The organism is Mesorhizobium sp. USDA 3734 (genome assembly GCF_056279665.1).
The window spans coordinates 6,107,279-6,126,632 of sequence record NZ_JBWCCW010000001.1 but is presented as its reverse complement, the minus strand read 5'-3'; the positions used below and the strand labels follow the sequence as shown (position 1 = coordinate 6,126,632).

At 64.3% G+C, this 19,354-nt stretch carries 14 protein-coding genes and 1 pseudogene; 9 read left to right on the top strand and 6 right to left on the bottom strand.

Translation table 11 applies throughout. The annotated features are described in order from the left end of the window. Nucleotides 1–2: 2 nt before the first annotated feature. The 4 genes from ACZ89F_RS29290 to ACZ89F_RS29275 are packed head-to-tail and all read left to right on the top strand — an operon-like array spanning nucleotide 3 to nucleotide 4,869. Nucleotides 3–1,079 (top strand): ABC transporter ATP-binding protein, encoded by a 1,077-nt coding sequence (locus tag ACZ89F_RS29290; protein WP_476095559.1) that lies wholly within the window; start codon nucleotides 3–5, stop codon nucleotides 1,077–1,079. Then, the gene (locus ACZ89F_RS29285) at nucleotides 1,076–2,107 is read left to right on the top strand and encodes an ABC transporter ATP-binding protein (RefSeq protein WP_476095557.1); all 1,032 of its coding nucleotides are present in this window, start codon (nucleotides 1,076–1,078) and stop codon (nucleotides 2,105–2,107) included. Before ACZ89F_RS29290 ends, ACZ89F_RS29285 begins: the two co-directional genes overlap by 4 nt. A gap of 35 nt (nucleotides 2,108–2,142) precedes the next feature. Then, on the top strand, nucleotides 2,143–3,414 hold the full coding sequence (locus ACZ89F_RS29280; protein WP_476095556.1) for a CaiB/BaiF CoA transferase family protein: 1,272 nt from the start codon (nucleotides 2,143–2,145) through the stop codon (nucleotides 3,412–3,414). A gap of 18 nt (nucleotides 3,415–3,432) precedes the next feature. Further along, nucleotides 3,433–4,869 carry an NAD-dependent succinate-semialdehyde dehydrogenase gene (locus ACZ89F_RS29275; RefSeq protein WP_476095555.1) on the top strand — a complete coding sequence of 479 codons (1,437 nt, stop codon included), beginning with the start codon at nucleotides 3,433–3,435 and terminating at the stop codon, nucleotides 4,867–4,869. An 11-nt stretch (nucleotides 4,870–4,880) separates the two neighbouring features. Here the strand turns inward: ACZ89F_RS29275 and ACZ89F_RS29270 are convergent, their stop codons facing one another. Both ACZ89F_RS29270 and otnK read right to left on the bottom strand, forming a co-directional pair. Next, nucleotides 4,881–5,519, bottom strand: a complete 639-nt coding sequence (locus ACZ89F_RS29270) for a class II aldolase/adducin family protein (RefSeq protein WP_476095554.1) — start codon at nucleotides 5,517–5,519, stop codon at nucleotides 4,881–4,883. Next, entirely contained in the window at nucleotides 5,519–6,883 is a 1,365-nt protein-coding gene (otnK, locus tag ACZ89F_RS29265) for a 3-oxo-tetronate kinase (RefSeq protein WP_476095552.1), read from the bottom strand. The genes ACZ89F_RS29270 and otnK overlap by 1 nt, the downstream gene beginning before the upstream one ends. A gap of 131 nt (nucleotides 6,884–7,014) precedes the next feature. Between otnK and ACZ89F_RS29260 the strand changes: the two genes are divergently transcribed. After that, nucleotides 7,015–7,752 (top strand): GntR family transcriptional regulator, encoded by a 738-nt coding sequence (locus tag ACZ89F_RS29260; protein ID WP_082525546.1) that lies wholly within the window; start codon nucleotides 7,015–7,017, stop codon nucleotides 7,750–7,752. Between the two features lie 34 nt (nucleotides 7,753–7,786). On the opposite strand, the pseudogene ACZ89F_RS29255 reads toward ACZ89F_RS29260, so the two are convergent. The 3 genes and pseudogenes from ACZ89F_RS29255 to ACZ89F_RS29245 form a co-directional block, all read right to left on the bottom strand. After that, a pseudogene (locus tag ACZ89F_RS29255) lies at nucleotides 7,787–9,017 on the bottom strand (aminotransferase class III-fold pyridoxal phosphate-dependent enzyme). A 117-nt stretch (nucleotides 9,018–9,134) separates the two neighbouring features. Further along, nucleotides 9,135–10,697: an ABC transporter substrate-binding protein gene (locus ACZ89F_RS29250; RefSeq protein ID WP_476097423.1), complete on the bottom strand. Its 1,563-nt coding sequence runs from the start codon at nucleotides 10,695–10,697 to the stop codon at nucleotides 9,135–9,137. A gap of 89 nt (nucleotides 10,698–10,786) precedes the next feature. Continuing rightward, nucleotides 10,787–12,961 carry an alpha-ketoacid dehydrogenase subunit alpha/beta gene (locus ACZ89F_RS29245; protein WP_476095550.1) on the bottom strand — a complete coding sequence of 725 codons (2,175 nt, stop codon included), beginning with the start codon at nucleotides 12,959–12,961 and terminating at the stop codon, nucleotides 10,787–10,789. 298 nt (nucleotides 12,962–13,259) lie between these two features. Between ACZ89F_RS29245 and ACZ89F_RS29240 the strand changes: the two genes are divergently transcribed. Continuing rightward, nucleotides 13,260–13,538, top strand: a complete 279-nt coding sequence (locus ACZ89F_RS29240) for a type II toxin-antitoxin system ParD family antitoxin (protein WP_476095548.1) — start codon at nucleotides 13,260–13,262, stop codon at nucleotides 13,536–13,538. Nucleotides 13,539–13,574: 36 nt separating this feature from the next. Here ACZ89F_RS29240 and ACZ89F_RS29235 read toward each other — a convergent pair whose 3' ends face one another. Next, nucleotides 13,575–14,354 (bottom strand): helix-turn-helix transcriptional regulator, encoded by a 780-nt coding sequence (locus ACZ89F_RS29235; protein WP_476095546.1) that lies wholly within the window; start codon nucleotides 14,352–14,354, stop codon nucleotides 13,575–13,577. 141 nt (nucleotides 14,355–14,495) lie between these two features. Here ACZ89F_RS29235 and ACZ89F_RS29230 point away from each other — a divergent pair, with 141 nt between their 5' ends. Genes ACZ89F_RS29230 through ACZ89F_RS29220 form a run of 3 tightly spaced genes read left to right on the top strand, consistent with a single transcriptional unit; the run spans nucleotide 14,496 to nucleotide 19,334 of the window. Further along, nucleotides 14,496–16,625, top strand: coding sequence for a hydantoinase/oxoprolinase family protein (locus ACZ89F_RS29230; RefSeq protein WP_476097422.1), 2,130 nt, complete (start codon nucleotides 14,496–14,498; stop codon nucleotides 16,623–16,625). Nucleotides 16,626–16,638: 13 nt separating this feature from the next. Then, on the top strand, nucleotides 16,639–18,843 hold the full coding sequence (locus tag ACZ89F_RS29225) for a hydantoinase B/oxoprolinase family protein (RefSeq protein ID WP_476095544.1): 2,205 nt from the start codon (nucleotides 16,639–16,641) through the stop codon (nucleotides 18,841–18,843). Next, complete coding sequence (locus tag ACZ89F_RS29220; RefSeq protein WP_476095542.1) at nucleotides 18,840–19,334, top strand: acetone carboxylase subunit gamma; 495 nt, start codon at nucleotides 18,840–18,842, stop codon at nucleotides 19,332–19,334. Before ACZ89F_RS29225 ends, ACZ89F_RS29220 begins: the two co-directional genes overlap by 4 nt. Nucleotides 19,335–19,354 lie beyond the last annotated feature (20 nt).

Sequence of the window (19,354 nt, the reverse complement as noted above, 5' to 3'; positions counted from 1 at the left end):
CGATGAGCGCACAGATATCTTCAGCGCAGTCCGGCGCAGTCGACAAGGCGGGCGAGCGCGAGCCGCTGCTGTCCATACGCGGCCTGCGGGTCGGGTTCAGGCGGGCGGGCAATCAGTTCGAAGCGGTGCGCGGCATCGACCTCGATGTCGCCAAGGGCGAGGTGGTCGGCATTGTCGGCGAGTCCGGTTCGGGCAAGTCCGTCGGCATGCTCGCCGCGCTCGGCCTGACCTCCAAGAACGCGGTGGTCACCGGCTCGGTCCGCTTCAACGGCGACGAACTGGTCGGCAAACCGGCGCGCGAGATGCGCAAGATCAGGGGCGCGCGCATCGCCATGATTTTTCAGGACCCGCTGTCTTCGCTCAACCCGGTGATGACCGTCGGCGCCCAGATCGCCGAGGCGGTCAGGCTGCATCAGCGCGTGACGCGCAAACAGGCGATGGCGCGCGCCGTGGAACTGCTCCATCTGGTGGCGATCCCGCAGCCCGAGCGCCGCGTCAACCAGTATCCGCATGAATTCTCCGGCGGCATGCGCCAGCGCGCCGTCATCGCCATGGCCGTTGCCAACGATCCCGACCTGTTGATCGCCGACGAACCGACCACGGCACTCGATGTCACCGTGCAGGCGCAGATCCTGTCGGTGCTGCGCTCGCTGCAGGAAAAGCTCGGTCTCGGCCTGGTGCTGATCACCCATGATCTCGGCGTCGTCGCCGGTCATGCCGACCGTGTCGCGGTCGTCTATTCCGGCCGCGTCGTCGAACAGGCTGGCGTGTCCGAGTTGTTCGACGACCCGCGCCATCCCTACACGCGCGGCCTTATCGCCTCGATCCCCAATCTCGAGGAAAGCCGCGAGCGGCTGTTTTCGATCGACGGCTCGCCGCCCGCACTTGGCCGCTTGCCGGGCGGCTGCGCCTTCCATCCGCGCTGCATCTATGCCGAGGCGCGCTGCCGGACCGAGGACCCGCCACTGCACGACATCGGCGGCCGGTTCTCGGCCTGCCATTTCGCGACGACCTTGCCGCCGTTCCACAGCGCCGCGCTGGCGGCGGTAAGCCTGGACAATGGAAGCGTGGCCCCATGAGCGCAGCGGAGCAACTCCAGGCGGAAACCAAACCGGCGCCGGCATTGTCGGTTCGCCATCTCGTCAAGGACTTTCCGGTTCGCGGCGGCCTCGTCTTCGACCGCGCCGTTGCCCATGTGCGGGCGGTCGCCGATGTCTCGTTCGACGTAGCGCCCGGCGAAACGCTGGGCCTCGTCGGCGAATCCGGTTGCGGCAAGTCGACCCTCGGGCGCTGCCTGATGCGGCTGATCGAGCCGACCAGCGGCGAGAGCTGGTTCCGTGGCCAGAACCTGCTCGCGCTCAACCACGAAGACATGCGCCTGATGCGGCGCTACATCCAGCTGGTCTTCCAGGATCCCTACGGTTCGCTGCATCCGCGCATGCGCATTGCCGACAACATCGCCGAACCTTTGCGCATGAGCGACATGTCGGCGTCCGACCGCCGCGCGCGCGTCACCGAACTGCTCGAACTCGTCCGGCTCAATCCCGAGCACGGCAAGCGCTATCCGCACGAACTGTCCGGCGGCCAGCGTCAGCGCGTGGTCATCGCCCGCGCGCTCGCGCTGAACCCGCAAGTGGTGATCCTTGACGAGCCGGTGTCGGCCCTCGACGTTTCGGTGCAGGCCGGCGTGCTCAATTTGCTCAAGGATATCCAGCAGTCCTTCGGCACATCCTATCTGTTCATCGCCCATGACCTCTCGGTCGTGCGTCACATCTCGCATCAGGTCGCGGTGATGTATCTCGGCAAGATCGTCGAGATCGCGCCGGCGGCCGAGCTCTATTCGAGGGCGCTGCATCCCTATACCCAGGCGCTGCTGTCGGCGGTGCCGCTCGCCAATCCCGAGAAGGAGCGCAAGCGCGAGCGGATCGTGCTGACCGGCGACGTGCCGAGCCCGCTCAATCCGCCATCCGGCTGCCGCTTCCGCACGCGCTGCTTTAAGGCGCAGGCGATCTGCGCTGCCGTCGAACCGCCGCTCGATCCCGCTGGCGGTTCGCATCGTGTCGCCTGTCATTTTCCGGAGCCGGTCAACACTTTCAAGACTGTCTGATTGGCCTGCCGATTTCACCCGAAGGAATTTTGATCGTGACTGAGGACCATTCCGAGAATGCGGGTACGGCAGGACCCGCGCGCTTGCCGCTCGAAGGTATCAAGGTTCTCGATCTCTCGCGCGTGCTGGCCGGACCGTGGGCGACGATGAGCCTTGCCGATCTCGGCGCCGAAGTCTGGAAGATCGAGAACATCGATGGCGGCGACGACACCAGGGCGTGGTCGGTTCCAAGCTACAAGGGTGTCTCGACTTACTATCTCTGCGCCAATCGGGGCAAGCAGAGCATCGCACTCGACATGAAAAGCCCGCAGGGGCTGGCCATCGTGCGCGAACTGGCGGCGAAGGCCGACATCGTCGTCGAGAATTTCCGCTCCGGCACCGCCGACCGCCTCGGTGTCGGTTTCAAGGAACTCAGTGCATCGAATCCGCGGCTGATCTACTGCTCGATCTCCGGCTACGGCCAGACCGGGCCGGATGCCGGACGGCCCGGCTATGATTTCGTCATGCAGGCCGAAAGCGGCCTCATGGCCATCACCGGCGAGAGCAATGGCGAGCCGATGCGTGTCGGCGTCGCCATCACCGATATCGTCTGCGGCATGGTCGCCACCCAGTCGATCCTGGCAGCGCTTTACGAGCGCGCGACGACCGGCAAGGGCCAGTTCCTCGACCTGTCGCTGATCGACTGTGCGCTGAGCCTCTTGATCAATGTCGGCAGCGGTTATCTCAACACCGGCCGCGAGGTCGCCCGCTACGGCAATGCGCATCCGACGGTTGTTCCCTATCAGATATTCGAAGCCTCCGACGGTAGCTTCGCGCTGGCCGTCGGCAACGATCGCCAGTTCGCGGCGCTGTGCGAGCAGGTCGTGGACTTGCCACATCTGGCCAGCGACCCGCGCTTCACCAAGGCAGGCGCGCGCGCCACCAACCGCGAGGCGCTGATCCCGCAGCTTGCCGCCGTCTTCAAGACCAGGACGCGTGATCACTGGATGACGGCCTGCGCCGCCGCCAGCGTGCCGGCCGGCACGGTAAAATCGATACCGGAAGTCTTCGACAGTCCCAATGTGCGCGAGCGCGGCCTCGTCCAGACCTTGCCGCATCCGCATCTCGGCTCCGTCGCCATGGTGCGGCCGGCGCAGGGACTGGCCGCGCAATTGACCGCCGACTTCACCGCGCCGCCGATGCTGGGCCAGGACACAGCTGCCGTGCTGGCCGAAATCCTCGGCTACAGCACCGAGACCATCGACCAACTGATCGGTACTGGTGCTATCGGCGTCTATACGCCGGCCACCGAGCCCGTTCCTGCCTGATTTTCCGCGGAGCCTGACATGTATAAAAACGTGCTGCTGCACATCGACGGCGCATGGCGCCCGGCCCGAGATGGCCGCACGATGGCGATCGTCAATCCGGCGACCGAAGCCGAACTCGGCTCGCTCGCTCATGCCAGTATCGGCGATCTCGACGAGGCGCTGGCCGCTGCCGCAAAGGGATTCGAGGCCTGGCGCCGCGTGTCGCCTTTCGACCGCTCCAAGCTGATGCGAAAGGCCGCCAACATCCTGCGCGAGCGCAACGAGCACATCGCCACGCTGATGACGCTTGAGCAAGGCAAACCAATCGCCGAATCGCGCATGGAGGCCTTCGCCGCCGCCGACATCATCGACTGGTTCGCAGAGGAAGCACGCCGCAGCTACGGCCGCATCGTGCCGGCGCGCCTTCAGGGCGTCAGCCAGTCTGTGGTCAAGGAACCTGTCGGCCCGGTCGCCGCCTTCACGCCGTGGAATTTTCCGCTCAATCAGGCGGTGCGCAAACTGTCGGCCGCGCTTGCCGCCGGCTGCTCGATCATTATCAAGGGTCCGGAGGAGACACCGGCCTCGCCCGCCGAACTGGTGCGCGCCTTTGTCGATGCCGGCCTGCCCGACGGTGCCTTGAACCTCGTCTACGGCACGCCGTCCGAAATCTCCGCCTATCTGATTCCGCATCCGGTGATTCGCAAGATCTCCTTCACCGGCTCGACGCCGGTCGGCAAGCAACTGGCGTCGCTTGCCGGCCTGCACATGAAGCGGGCGACGATGGAACTCGGCGGTCACGCGCCGGTGATCGTCCTGCCCGACGCGGATCTCGACCGCGCCGCACGCTCGATGGCGGCGGCGAAATTCCGCAATGCCGGCCAGATCTGCGTCGCGCCGACGCGCTTTCTTGTCGATCATGCGGTCTATGACGATTTCGTCGGCCGGTTCGCGGAAGCAACCCGCCAGATCAAGGTCGGTGACGGTCTTGCCGAAGGCACGACCATGGGACCACTCGCCAATCCACGCCGCGTCCAGGCGATGGATGAACTGGTCCACGACGCCGTGCAGAAAGGTGCGGAACTCGTCACCGGCGGCAAGCGCATCGGCAATTCAGGCTATTTCTTCGAACCGACCATCCTGTCGAATGTCGGCACCGATGCCCGCGCCATGAACGAGGAGCCGTTCGGCCCACTGGCGCTGATGACGCCAGTGAACGGCCTCGACGAGGCTCTGGCCGAAGCCAACCGGCTGAACTACGGCCTTGCCGCCTATGGCTTCACCCGCTCGGCGGCAAGTGCGGCAAGGATGTCGTCGGGGATCGCCAGCGGCATGGTGTCGATCAACCATTATGGCCTGGCGCTGCCGGAGGTGCCGTTCGGCGGCATCAACGATTCCGGCAACGGCACCGAGGGCGGCGCCGATGCGCTGGAGAGCTATCTCAACAGCAAGTTCGTCTCGCACTTGCAGGTCGACTGAGCCGCCGCCGGCTACTTCTGCTGGCCGTAATTCTTGTAGCGTCCGCGAATGGCGGCAAGTTCGCTGCCCTCGATCAGCACTGGCGTGCCGGCGCTGCGCGCCAAAAGGTACTGCCGCGCCAGGGTTTCCAGCTTGATGGTGCGGATAAGCGCGATGTCGAGATCACCGCCGAAGGCGATCATGCCGTGATTGGCGAGCAGGCAGGCCGATCTGTCCTTGAGCGCCACGACGGCGACCTTGGCCAGTTCGCTTGACGCGAACAGTGCATAGTCCGAGCAGCGCACATCGTCGCCGCCGAAGCCGGCGACCATGTAATGAAACAGCGGCAACGGTTCGCGCAGGCACGACAGCGCCACGCAATGGTCGGGATGGGCATGTACGACGGCGCCGGCCTCGGGGAAGGCCTTGTAGATCTCGGCATGCATCTCCCATTCGCTCGACGGCCGGAATGCGCCGTCCCAGGATCCATCGAGCTGCATCGCCACCATCTGCTCCGGCCGCAAGGCGCTTGTGGCTATTCCCGTCGGCGTGATCAGCATGCCGCCAGGCGTGCGCACGCTGATGTTGCCGGTGGTGCCGACATTCATTCCGCTGGCATCCAGCGTCCGCGTCGCGGTGATCAGGCTGGCGCGCGGGGTCTCGGTGTCCATCACGATGCTTTCCCTGTCGTGGCCTTTGCCGGGGGCCATGTATCGATTGCCGGCGCAACAGTGCTCGGCCGTGTCATGTCCTGCAGAACGTCGGTGAAGATATCGGGGCCGCCGAGCTTTCCCGATTTCAGCATCAGCGCCAGCGGGTCGGACGGCAGGCCGGGAAGTTGGGCGATGGCGCGCGACAGTCCCGGGCCTTCATAGGCACCCATGGCGATGCGGTCGATGCCGAGCGCCTTGACCACCGAACCCGCGGTCTCGCCGCCTGCCACGACCAGCCGGCGTACGCCGAGTTCGCGCACCAGAATCTCTGCAATCCCGGCCAGAATCTCTTCCGCTTTCGCCGCCACCGCCTCGCGGCCGTGCGCCTGCTGCAGCGCCTCAACCGTCGCTTGCGGCGCGGTCGTAGCAATGGCGATCATCGCGTCGGGCAAATGCAGTTCGGCAAAGGCACGCGCCTGCGCAACGACATCGGCGCCGGTGAAGGCGCTGGCAAGGTCGATCGTCAGCAGTGGATTGTTTTGCGCAAAACGCTCGAGCTGTTCGACGGTGCGGTCGGCTACGCTGCCGGCCAGCACCGCTGCCAGGCCGTTTACGGCCGGCAGGCTGGCGGCAACGAGGTCGTCGTCCTTCAGCAGCCCATGCGCCAGCCAGGCTGGCGGCAGATGCGCGGCAACGGAGGAATTGCCGGTCATCAGCGGCAGGTCGAAGGCGGCTTCCGCGATCGCCGCCAGGTCGCGCTCGCGGACCGTGTCGGTGACCAGCAGCGTCTCGCCGCGCGCACTGTGCTCTCGTATGGCGTTGCGGATCGCCACGGCGCCGGCATCGACAATGAGATAGGGCACCAGCCCTGCCTTGCCCTTGCTCTGCGTCTGCAGCACGCGAACCAGATTGGAATCGGTCATCGGCGTCAGCGGATCGAATCGCTTGGGCGACTCTGCCAGCAACTGGACGCCACCGAACATATGCCCTTGATAAACGGTGCGGCCGGTTTCGCAGAGCGCCGGGGTGAACAGCGTGACGCCGCCGCCAAGCCGCTCGAGCAGCGCCTCGGCGCAAGGGCCGATATTGCCGGCGGGCGTGGAATCGAAGGTGGCGCAGTATTTGAAGAAGATTTGCCGCGCGCCCGCTTCCAGCAGCCGGTCCGCGGCCTCCAGCACCTGGCGCACCGCATCGCCGGCCGCGATGACGCGGGTCTTCAGCAGGATCACGTGGGCAAGATTGCCTGATGGGATCGGCGCGTTCAGTCCGACCGTGCATCCCGTTGGTATGCCGCGCGCGACCAGCATCGACGCCAGCTCGGTGCCGCCGGTCAGATCGTCGGCTATGGCGCCGAACAGGAGGGAAGGCATCGACGCGGTCATGCGGCCCGTCCCGAGTCTGCCCGTTTCATGGCGGCTTGTCTCATGTCGATGGTCAGGCCATTCGTGGTATCATATACACAGCCCACGCGACGCAGGCGACGCCTGCGCGACTGCAAGAACGGAGAGCGGATGTGACTGCTTCTATCGCGCCGATCGCGCGCGACAATCTGACGACGCGTGTCTACGAGGAGCTTCGCCGCGCCATGATGGAAGGCCGTTTCTGGCCGGGCCATCGCTTCAAGATCCGCGACCTCGCCGCCAGCCTTCAGGTGTCTGAGACACCAGTGCGCGAGGCGCTGATGCAGCTGGTGCGCGAAAAAGGCCTGGAGATGGAGGCGGGCCGTTCGATCACCGTCGCCCAGCTGTCGCTGGCCCAGTATCTGGAACTGCGCAGCATCCGGCTGCATCTCGAAGGCATGGCGGGAGCGGCGGCAACGACACGCATCGAGCCGCGCGAGATCGACCGCCTGGCGGCGGTGCATGACAGGCTGATCGCCGACGAGGACAACGGCCGCTGGTTCGAGGCCGTCCGCGACAATTGGGAATTCCATCACTCGATCTACCAGGCGGCGCAAATGCCGGAGCTGCTGGCCATCATCGAGGGCATCTGGCTGCGCAACGGACCACTGGTGAACTATCAATACCCGCACGCCAGGCCGACCTATGACGGCCGCCACCGGCACCTCGACATCCTCGACGCGCTGCGGGCGCGCGACGAGAACGGCGTGCGCAAGGGCATTCAGCAGGACATGATCGAAGGCGGACGCCTGCTGGTCAAGGTTCTCGAACGGCTGAACGACGGTGCGGTCACGCCCGAGGAACTGCGCCGCGCGGCGCAGAACGGCCGCCTGGTGTCGGCTGCCGGCTGAACGATTTGTTCCTTCCCACCGCATCGGCGCCGGTTCACGCCACCTGCGCCGCCGCGGCCATGCCGGCATCGGCAGCCTGCAGGGCGAGATCTATGTCTTTTGCGGTGTGCGCGGCGCTCAGGAACATGTTGTGCCGGGGATGGAAATAGGCGCCCTCGCGCAAGGCGGCCGAGCAGAAGGCGTTGGCCAGCTTGAATTCAGCATCGCCTTCGAACAGCACCATCGGCATCGACACCGGGCCGGTCTGGCGCAGCGACAGGCCATGCTTCTTCGCCGCCGCGTCGAGGCCTGAGCGCAGCCTGTCGCCGGCCTGCGTCATGCGGGCAATCGCATCGGTGTCGCGCAGCGTGTTGATGGTGGCGATTGCGGCGGCCATGGCGACGGCGCCGTACCAGAACGACCCCGTCACATAGACCTTGGTCGCGGCTTCGCGAAACCGGTCGGTGCCAGTGATCGCGGCAAGCGGATAGCCATTGGCGATCGCCTTCGAGAAGGCGGACAGGTCCGGCCGTACGCGCGAGCGGCTCCCAGCTGCCGGCGAGGTCGATGCGGAAGCCGGCCCTGACATCATCGACGATCAGCGCCGCATCGGCGGCGGTGGTGAGTTCGCGCGCCCGTCTGGCGAAGGTGGCGGTCGGCAGTTCCTGGTCGCGGGCGATGTCGTGCCGGAAGGCGGTGACGACGACGGCGGCAAGATCATCCCCGGCCTGCTCGACCGCAGCCTCCAGGCTGGCAATGTCGTTGTAGTCGAAATGGATCAGATGGGCGCGGTCCTCGGCGGTGACGCCGGCGAGCGAGGGTGTGCACCACGGCACGGCGCCGTGGTAGGAGCCGCGCGCGACCAGAACCTTGCGCCTGCCGGTGCCGGCGCGCGCGATCGTCACGCAGGCGGTCGTGGCGTCGGTGCCATTCTTCTGCAGCATTGCCCAGTCTGCATGCGCGACCGTCGTGACCAGCAGCTCGGCCAGCTCGACCAGTACTTCACCCGGGCCGTTCATCGCATCGCCCAGGCGACGCTGCCGCTCGGCTGCTGCCTCGACCGCCTGATGATGGTGGCCGAGAATGTTGGGGCCCCAACTGCACATCAGGTCGATGTATTCGCGCCCATCGACATCCCAGACCCGGCAGCCGTCGGCACGCTCGAAGAACTGCGGGTAGGCGGATCCGAGATAGCGCGTCGCCATGTGTCCCCACATGCCGCCCGGAATGACCGAGGCCGCACGCTCGCGCAGCAACTGGTCCTTGGAGTTGATCAGGGAAGGCATAGCGAGGTCTCCGCGCATTGATATATCATATATTGATTTTGGTGCTGGAAGAACAGGATTTGCTGATCGTCCAGGATGAGGAAACGGGAGGCGGCAGGCCGCCTCCCGCATCTTCGCTCAGTGGCTGAGTTCCGCCAGCGGCAGGTTGCAGCAGGCGCTGTAGCGCACGCCCTTGACGTCCGACTTGTAAGCGAGGATCAGGTTCGGGCTGATCAGCGGCAGGATGATCCTGTCCTTGATCATCTCCTCGCCGGCCTGGTGCCACAGCTTGGCGGCCTCGTCGCCGCTTGCCGCAAGGGCTGCCTTGTAGATATCCGCTTCCTTCGGATTGAGCACGGACGGGTCACGCTCCGCGCCGGCGCGGCGCGACCACGGGCTGCCCTTGGTCATGGCGAAATAATCGATGTATTGCGAGGTGCCGTAATAGTCCGGCGCGTAGAACACCGCCGTCATCGGGATGCCGTCGCCATTGACGCGTTCGCGCCAGTTGGCGAAGGGGATCGGCTGCAGGTCGAGCTTGATGTTGATCTTGGCCAGATCCTGCTGGACCTTCTGCATCAAAAGCGAGAGATCGACGCCATAGACGTTCATGCCGGGGAACGCCGCTTCCATCTCGAAGCCGTCGGCATGGCCGGCCTTGGCCAGAAGTTCCTTTGCCTTGGCGACGTCATAGGGCTGCGCCTCGAAGCCCGAACCGCCGGGGAAGCCGAGCGGGATCGGCGCGCTGATCAGCTGGCCCTCGGAGCCGATGGTGAAATCGAGGATGCTCGGACGGTCGAGGCCGAGCGAGATCGCCTCGCGCACCTCGGGCGTCAGCGGAACCTTGTTGGCCTTGGCGCCCGGCGACAGCGCCACATAGATGAAGTTGTAGGACGGCACGGTCTCGATCTTCACGTCGCTGCCGGTCATCGTCTTGGCCGTGTCCGGGTCGATCTGCATGGCGATGTCGGCGGTGCCGCTCTGCAGCATCTGCGCCTGCGCCACCGCGTCCTTGGTCTGGCGTATGACGACTTCGCTCAGCGCCGGCGCGGTGCGCCAGTATTTGTCGTTGCGCGCCAGCCGCAGTTCCGAATTCGGCTCATAGGATTTCAGCACGAACGGCGCGCTGCCGGCCGAATGCGCCAGGAACCAGGCCTCGGCATTGTCCGTCGTCGAGGCGTCCGCATCGGCCTTGGCGCCGGCTTCCGAAGCGACCTTGCTGTTGACGACCGCTGCGTAGGGTGCCGCCGCGATGTTGAGGAATTCGGAGCTAGGCGCGACCATCTTGACGACGACCGTATGCGCGTCCGGGGTCTCGATCGAAGCCACATTGTCCATCAGGAACGAGGCGCTGCCCTTGAGGTTCTTCAGCCGCTCCCAGGACCATTTGACGTCCTTGGCCTCGACCGGCGAACCGTCCGAGAATTTGGCGGCCGGGTCGAGCGTGAAGGTAAAGCTGCTCTGGTCGGCATTGCCTTCCCATTTGGAAGCGAGCAACGGGATCAGCTTGTTGTCCTTGTCCAGCGTCAGCAGCGATTCATAGACGCTGGAATTGTAGATCTGGCAGGTGTCGCAGAAGGCGCGGTGCGGATCGAGCGAGTTGAGGTCGATGTTGCGCGCGATGACCAGCGGCTTGCCGTCTTGCGCGAAGGTGGCCGGTGCCCAGAAGGCGCTGGTGGCCAGCAGCACGGCTGCCAGCATCGTTGCCCTGGTCTTGGCTCTTGGTAGGATCGTCATGTTCATTTTATTCTCCCATTTTCTTGTCGGACATTTGTGGCAATGCGTTCGCTCTATCCACCCACGGCCGTGAGGGATTGAAGCGCGGCCTTGAGCTTTTCAGCGCCGCCCAGTGCGGCGCGGTTGAGCGGGGCCGATACGACGGGAGCCGAGAGGCTTCCCGTCACATGCAGGATCTCGTGATCGAGATAATCGAACACGCGATCCTGAATCTCTTGTGTCAGTCGTCCGCCAAGCGACAGCCCACGCTGCACCTGTTCGACGATGGCCACCCGGTTGGTCTTGCGGATCGAGGCTTCCACCAGTGGCCAGTCGAGGCCGGTCGGATCAAGGCTGCGCAGGTCGATGATCTCGGCATCGACGCCGGTCTCCTCGACCACCTGGCTGGCGACAGCAACCATGCTGGCGCTGGTGAGCAGTGTGCAGGCGCTGCCCGGCCTGACGATCTTCGCCTTGCCGAGCCGCACGCAGTAGTCGCGGTCATCCACAGGCACAGGCCCCTCGCTCGGAAACAGCTCGACATGCTCGATGACGACGACCGGATCGTCGCATTTCAGCGCTGAATTCATCAGGCCGATATAGTCGAAGGGCGTCGTCGGGGCGACGATGCGCCAGCCGGGATAGAGCGCGAACAGGCCGGACGGATCGCCCGAGTGCTGCGAGCCGTAGCCGGTGTGCGGCGAGACGCGGACCCTGACCACGATCGGCACCGGAAAACCGCCACCGAACATATGCCGCACCTTGCTGACCGCGTTGAACAGCTGGTCGGCGGCAACCAGGCAGAAATCGCCGAACATGATCTCGACGATCGGTCGCAAGCCGCAAAGCGCCGCGCCCAGCGCCACGCCGACAAAACCGTTCTCGGCGATCGGCATCGCCAGCACGCGCTCCGGCCAGCGTTCCAGCGCGCCCTTTGTGGCGCCCGAAACGCCGCCGCGCAGCCGGTGGACATCCTCTCCCATGATGATGATGCGCGGGTCCTGCTCCATGGCGCGGGCAATCACCTCGGACGCGGCAACCATGAACTTGACCAGCTTGGTGTCGGCCGGCGGCACATCTTCGATCTCGAGGAAGCGCTCATCCCTGAGCTCGGAAAGATCGCCGCGGATCTGGTTGTCGACGTCGCTTGGGTCCGGCCACCGATGGTCGGGAATGCGCAGCGCGTTGCCACTCATTTCGGTGAGCGAATCGGCAGCTGTGTTGATCACCTCCATGACGCGCTGGTCGAGCGTGCCGAGGTCGGAAGCGTTCAGAATGCCCATCGTCTTCAGGCGAGCCGCCATGGTGGCAAGCGGGTCGCGGGCTTTCCAGACGTCTTCCTCGGCACGCGTGCGGTAGCCGAATTCGCTGCCCGGGCGGGCGCCGCTCTGGTGCAGGAAGCGGTAGCAGAGCGCCTCGACCAGCACCGGGCCGCCGTCTTCCTCGATCGTCCGGCGCGCCTCGCGCATGGCATGGTGGACTGCCACCACGTCCATGCCGTCGCATTCGATGCCGCGAAAGCCGAGCATAGGTCCGCGCGAGGCCAGCCGCGTCTCGCGCGTCTGTTCGTTGATGTGCGTCGAGACCGCATAGAGATTGTTTTCGGCGAAAAAGATCACCGGCAGTCGGTAGAGCGCGGCGATGTTCATCGCCTCATAGGCCGGCCCCGCCATCATCGTGCCGTCGCCGAAGAAGGCGACCGAGATGTTACCGGTGCCGAGCAGCTTGTCGGCGAGCGCGTAGCCGGCCGCGTGCGGCAGGTTGCCGCCGATAATGGCGCTGGTGCCAGGAATCCCCGAGGCGTCGTCGCGCATATGCATCGAGCCGCCACGGCCACCGCAGTAGCCTGCGGTGAGACCCATGATCTCGGCCATCAGGCCGCGAACCGAGCCCTGCATGTCCGGATTGAAGGCGTCGTGAAGGGGATCGAAACCGCCTGGCGTCTGTGCGTTGACCAGCTTGGCCAGCACCTGGTGATGGGCGCGGTGGGTGCCGTTGATGCGGTCGCCGGTGCCGAGCACGGACATCGCCCCGACCGCCGTCGCCTCCTGGCCGATGCTGGCATGTGCCGGACCATGCACCAGCCCGGCATTGGCGAGATCGAGCACTTTTTCCTCGAAACGGCGGATGAGCAGCATCTGGTGATACCAGCGCACCAGGCTCGAAACCTCGGCATCGTTCCAGTCCGAATCATCGACGTCTAGCCGCAACCAGGGCGCCGATGGCTGGATCGATGTCTGCTGGACCATGTCAGCTATTTCCGTTCTGGTAGATGATATATCAAATATTTTCTCAGTCGATCGCGATGGGTATTTTTCTTCGAACGGACACGATCTGCGGACTCGTCGACAAATGGAATTAAATTTCATTTTCTGCTCAGAGCTGAGACTAAGCCGGGACGGCGGCGTTCCGCAAGAGGAATTTTGAAGCGCTCTTTCGGGTCATTACACTCTTGAAACCGAATGCCAGATTGCGGTGACGGTGTAAGATTTTAGGTGCGATCCCATGTCGGTATGATATAATCACACCGACCTAATAGGAGAGGTCATGGCCGCTACCGAAAAACGCACCTTCAGCCTGCCAACAGAGCAGGCTGCCTTCATCGACCGCCTCGTTGAATCGGGAACCTATGCCACCAGCAGCGAAGTAATCCGCGCTGGGCTTCGCGCCCTGCAGGAGCGCGACGCGGCCGTAGAGCGTTGGCTACGCGAGGAAGTCGTGCCGACCTATGACAAATGGAAGGCAGATCCTAACGGGATTTCCCTGGAGGAAATGGTCGAGCGGGTTCGCGAGCGCCACGAGGCCCTTTTGCAAAAGGATCCGTGAAGCGACAGGTTGATCCGGGGGCTGCCTGAGATTCAGTTACCGCTCCGCCCTGTGCTGAAAAAATTGCAGAAACAACTCCCGCTCCGTGGTGATGTCGAGCTTCTCGTAGATGCGCCGGCGATGGTTCTTGACCGTGCCGACGGTGATGCCGAGGCGCTCGGCGATGTTCGCCGTCGGGTGGCCGGCGAGGACTAGCTGAACCAGCTCCCGCTCGCGCAGCGACAGCTCCGGCCACAGGCTGGCTGGGATGGTCGGCTCCTGCCGGGGCGAGGCGCCGGGGCCTGTCGGCGCCGACGTGCGGGAGAATTCGGTTCCGCGCGCCTTGATGTCGAGCGCATGCAACGCCTCGAACACCGGCAGCCGCTCATCCAGCAGCGCGATCTCGCTATCCCTAAATGAAGTGGTCGAGCGATCGAGGAAGATGCCGAGGCACCAGTCGCCGCCGTCGGCAAGCATGATGCCGACCTCGTCGCAGATCTCCGACTGCGCCAGGAAGCCGGCAATGTACTGGCCGCGCTTGGCTTCGTCGTCGGCAAGCCGTTTCAGCGGCATGATGCCGAGCCTGCGCTCGCGCCGCCACGAGGCGTAGAACGGGTCGAAGACATAATAGTTGTCGAGATAGCGCCGGATCATCTCGTCCGAGAAGCGCCGGTGCTTGATGAACTCCGGCGTTTGCGTCGCCGAGTAGCGCGTCACTGTGACGAGGTCGTGCTCGATATCAGCGCCGATCAGGTCGATCAGGCAGTCGACATGCCTGTCCGTGCCGATTGCGGCGATCGCGTTGGCGAGCGGCGCCCAGATGGTCCCCATGCGCATGCCCTTTTCTCGGCGATCTCAGCCCAACCGTCATTGTGTCTTTAGGCATATGGCGCGAGGCCGCCCAATGAATCTAGCCTTGCGTCAACCTAGACCAGATCCGAGGCGACCGTGACCCAGCCAAACCTGACCAGTCCAATCATTGGCAATCCAATCGTCATCGGTATCGACGCCGGCGGCACCATGACCGACACGATCCTTGTCGATCAGGACGGCCACTTCAAGATCGGCAAATCGGCGACCACGCCGAAGAACGAAGCCGAGGGTTTCCTGGCCTCGGCCGAGGATGCCGCGGATGCCTGGGGCATCTCGCTGGAATCGCTGTTCTCAGGCGTCAACGTCGTGCTCTATTCGGGCACCGGCATGCTCAACACGCTGTTGTCGCGCACCGGGCGCCGGCTGGGCCTGATCACCACCAAGGGCCTGGAGGACATGATCCTGATGGGCCGCGGCCTGCAGGCCTGGGCCGACTACTCCTATGCCGACCGGCTGCATGCGGTGACGCATCATCATCCCGACCCGCTTGTGCCGCGCCGCCGCACGCATGGCGTCACCGAGCGCATCGACCAGTTCGGCGACATCGTGCTGCCGCTCTACGAACATGAGGTCTCAGCCGCCGCGAAGAAACTGATCGCCGATAAGGTCGAGGCGATCTGCATCATGACCATCTTCTCGCATGTCAATCCGGTGCACGAAAAGCGCATCGCCGAGATCTGCCGTGTGGAGGTCGAGAAGGCCGGCGCCGACATCATCGTCTACACCAGCCACGAGGTCCGCCCGGTTATCCGCGAGCAGTCGCGGTTGAACTCGGTGCTGATCGAAGCCTACGCTACGTCGCGCGGCCGCAAGCAGCTTAAAGGCATCGAAGATGTCTCGAAGAAATACGGCTTCAAATATGGCGTGCAGACGCTGCTTTCCTTCGGCGGCCTGACCTCGATCAACCATCCGCGCCTGCATGAAACCATGATCTCCGGTCCGATCGGCGGCATCCTCGGTGCCGCCTATGTCGGCAAGCTGATCGGCAATGATTCGCTGATCTGCTCGGACATGGGCGGCACCTCCTTCGATATGGGCGTCATCACGCGCGGCCAGACGCGGATCGAGAACGAGCCGCTGATGGACCGCTTCAAGCTCAACGTGCCGACGCTGCATCTCGACACCATCGGCGCCGGCGCCGGCATGATCCTCAAGATCGATCCGTTGACCAAGAAGGTCAGCCTCGGACCGGAAAGCGCCGGCTCTGATCCTGGCCCAATCTGTTTCGATCGTGGCGGCACCGAACCCACCATCGCCGACTGCGACGCCATTCTCGGTCGCTTGAACCCGCATTATTTCCTGGGCGGCAAGGTCGTGCTGCAGGTCGAAAAGGCGCGCCGCGCCTTCCAGGAGAAATGCTCCGACATATTGGGCGTCGGACTGGAGGAAGCCGCAGAAGGCATGATCGACATGCTGGAGTCCGATGCCAACAACGCGCTGCGCCGCGTCATCTCGGGCCAAGGCATCCACCCCTCCGAATTCACGCTGCTGTCTTATGGCGGTTCCGGTCCGCTGCATCTGGCCGGCTGCTCCAGGGGCATCGGCTTCAAGGACATCATCACCTTTCAGTTCGCCGCCGCCTTCTCCGCCTTCGGCTGCACCACGGCCGATTTCATGCGGCGCCATTCGGTGTCGACGCAGCACGACATCCCGTCGCGCGCCGACGAGGCGACGTTGGCCGCTTTCGGCGCCAAGGTGACCACGGTCTGGAACGATCTGACCAAGGCCGCGGTCGACGAAATGATCGCCGACGGCCATGCGCGTGAGAAGATCAAGACCGTGCCGTTCCTGATGATGCGCTACACCGGCCAGCTCGAGGATGTCGAAGTCATGGCGCCGCTGGCGGAGGTCAATTCGGCCGACGACATGCGCAGGGTTATCGACGAGTTCGAGGCGGTCTATGCCAAGGTCAACCATCGCGTGTCGCGCTATGGCGAAGCCGGCTTCACCATCGCCGAACTCGGGCTGATCGCCACCGCCGACAAGGTCAAGCCGGTGCTGCTCAAGCGGCCGCTAGGCGCCTCCAATCCGGCAGCCGCCCACAAGGGTGTGCGCGAGGCCTACATTGGCGGCCGCTGGCACAAGGCCAATCTCTACGAGATGGATCTGTTGCAGCCTGGCCACGAAGTGATCGGCCCGGCCATCATCGAACATCCCGCCACCACGCTCGTCGTTCATCCGCAGGACCGCGTCCATGTCGATGAATGGACGCTGCTGCACTACACCCATGCTTGAGAGGGCGATCGCCATGTTGGACAAACCTGCTTCGGCCCTGCGCCTTCGCGAAAGACTGCTCGATTCCGAGCGGCTGATGGAAGAGACCGGCTGCTATGACGGCATCACGGAACTCACGCTGCGCAACCAGGATCCGCTGAAATTCGAGACCCTGCACACCAAGCTGCGCGCCTATTGCGTCTCGGCACGCGAAATGGCCCGCCGCATCTCGGCCTCGCCCGGCGTGCGCGAGGTCGGCGAAATGGTAGTCGCCATCTATACGCCCGAGGGCGACGCCATCGCGCTCTCCAACGGCATCATGGTGCATGTCCATACGATGAGCCGCTTCATCAAATGGATGATCAAGAACGGCTACGAGGACAACCCGCGCATCCGCGAGGGCGACATCTTCGCCAACAACGATGCCTTCATCGGCACCGTGCAGGTGCCCGACGTGATGGACGTCGTGCCGATCTTCCATGAGGGGACACTTGTCGGCTGGGCCGGCGCTGTCTGCCACGAGCTGGAAGCCGGCGGCATCACGCCGGGCGGTGACGTGTGCCTGGCACAGGAGCGCTTCACCGAAGGCCTGTTCGTCTGTGCCGAGAAGATCGGCGAGAACGATGAGATCCGCCGCGACTACGTCATCCGCTGCGAGCGCAATCTGCGCATGCCGATCTACTGGGTGCTCGACGAGAAGGCCAAGGTCGCCTCCTGCATCGACATGCGCGAAAGCGTCAAGCAGCTGATCTCGGAGATCGGCCTCGACTACTGGATGAAGGTGTCGAAGGAGTTCATCGAGGAAGGCCGCCGCGCCCAGCTCGCCCGCACCCGCCAGCTCACCGTGCCCGGCATCTATCGCGGCCACACTTTCTACGGCCACGTCACGGCGGGAAAGCCCGGCTTCCAGCTGCTCGGCGATCCGGACTGGCTCTACAACATCCCGATCGAGATGGAGATCACCACCGACGGCAAGATCACCATGGACTTCGAGGGCACGCAGCCCTGGGGCTACCATTCGATGAACTGCACGCCGGCCGGCATGGATGGCGGCATGTTCGTGACGCTGACCCAGCACATGAATTTCGAAGGGCTGGTCAATGACGGTGCCTGGATGGCGACCGAACTGAAACTGCCGCACGGCACCTGGACCAACCCCGACAACGAGATGGTGGCCACCGCCACCTCATGGGCGCTGCTTCTGCCGGCCTATGGCGTGTTCCAGCGGCTTTTGTCGCGCAGCTTCGTGGCGCGCGGCTATGTCGAGGAAGCCTTTGTCGGCCAGGTCAACAGCCCGATGATCGAGATGGGTGGCGAAAGCCAGTACGGCACGCCGTTCGGCATGGCGCATTTCGAATGCGCCGCCGCCGGTTCCGGCGCGCTCGCCATCAAGGATGGCCTCGACACTGCCTATGTCGGCTGGAACCCGGAATCCGACATGGGCAACATCGAGGTCTGGGAACAGTCGATGCCGATGGTCTATATCGGCCGTTCGATCGTGCCGAATTCCGGCGGCGCCGGCAAATATCGCGGCGGCTGCTCCTTTGTCTCGACCTGGCTGATCAACAAGACGTCGCATCTGCGGCTCCACACCTCGGAGCACTCTTCCAGGGTGTTCGACAATGGCGGCATGTGCGGCGGTTATCCCGCGCCGACCTGCCAGAAGCATCGCGCGGTGCGCAATTCAGACATTCACGAGCTGGCGGCCAAAGGCGAACCGCTGGCGCATGCGCCCGGCATCGATCCGCATGTCTCCGACTACGAGAAGAACATCGGCGGCGACCATGTCGTGGTCGAGGGGCCCTACATCACCTCGCCGCACAAATCCGGCGACATCTTCAGCCATTCCTACAATGGCGGCGGCGGCTATGGCGACGTGCTGGAGCGCGATCCGATCAAGACGGCCTGGGATGTCGAGAATGGTTTTCTCACCCGCGAAGCGGCCGATCAGGTTTTCGGCATCGTGCTGAAGGACGATGCAGACGGCTATCCCACAGCCGATATCGACGCCACGGTCGAACGCCGTGCTGCGATGCGTAAGGAGCGTTTGGCCAAGGCGATCCCGGTGGCGGACTGGATCGCCGGGGAGCGTGGCCGCGTCGAAAAGGCCGACTTCGCGCCGGAGGTGAAGAAAATGTACGCCAGCGCGATCAAGCTGTCGCCGCGCTTCACCAGGGATTTCAGCGAGTTCTGGAACGTCGACGCCAGATCGATCTTCATGCCGGGAGCAAAGCCATGACCTCGTACAGCAAGGAAGTCCTGGGCGATCTGGCTGCGGGCAAGCTGCCTTGGCCGCAGACAAGACGCATCATGAGCGCCTACAAGGATGATGACCGCTTCTTCAAGATGGTCGCCGTCTACCAGGATCGCGTTGCCTGGAAGGACCCGATCCTGCTGCCGGTCTCGGACCATCTGTTCATCTGCCAGAGCGGCGATGAGCGGATCACCCGTTGCGAATGCGGCCATTCCTTCGGCGACTATCGCAAGAACTGGAAGCTCAACGCCGCGATCAACGTGCGCAACACCGAGGAGGCGCTACGCGAGATCTATCCGAACAGCGATCTCCCCGATCCCGAATGGATGGAGATCCGCGAGTTCATCTGCCCGCATTGCGGCACGCTGCACGAGGTGGAAGCGGCGGCACCCGGTTATCCCATAGTCCACGATTTCGAGCCCGACCTCGAAGGCTTTTATCGCGAATGGCTTGGCAAACCGCTCCAGGAACCATGACTCGCTGTCGGTGGAGCCTG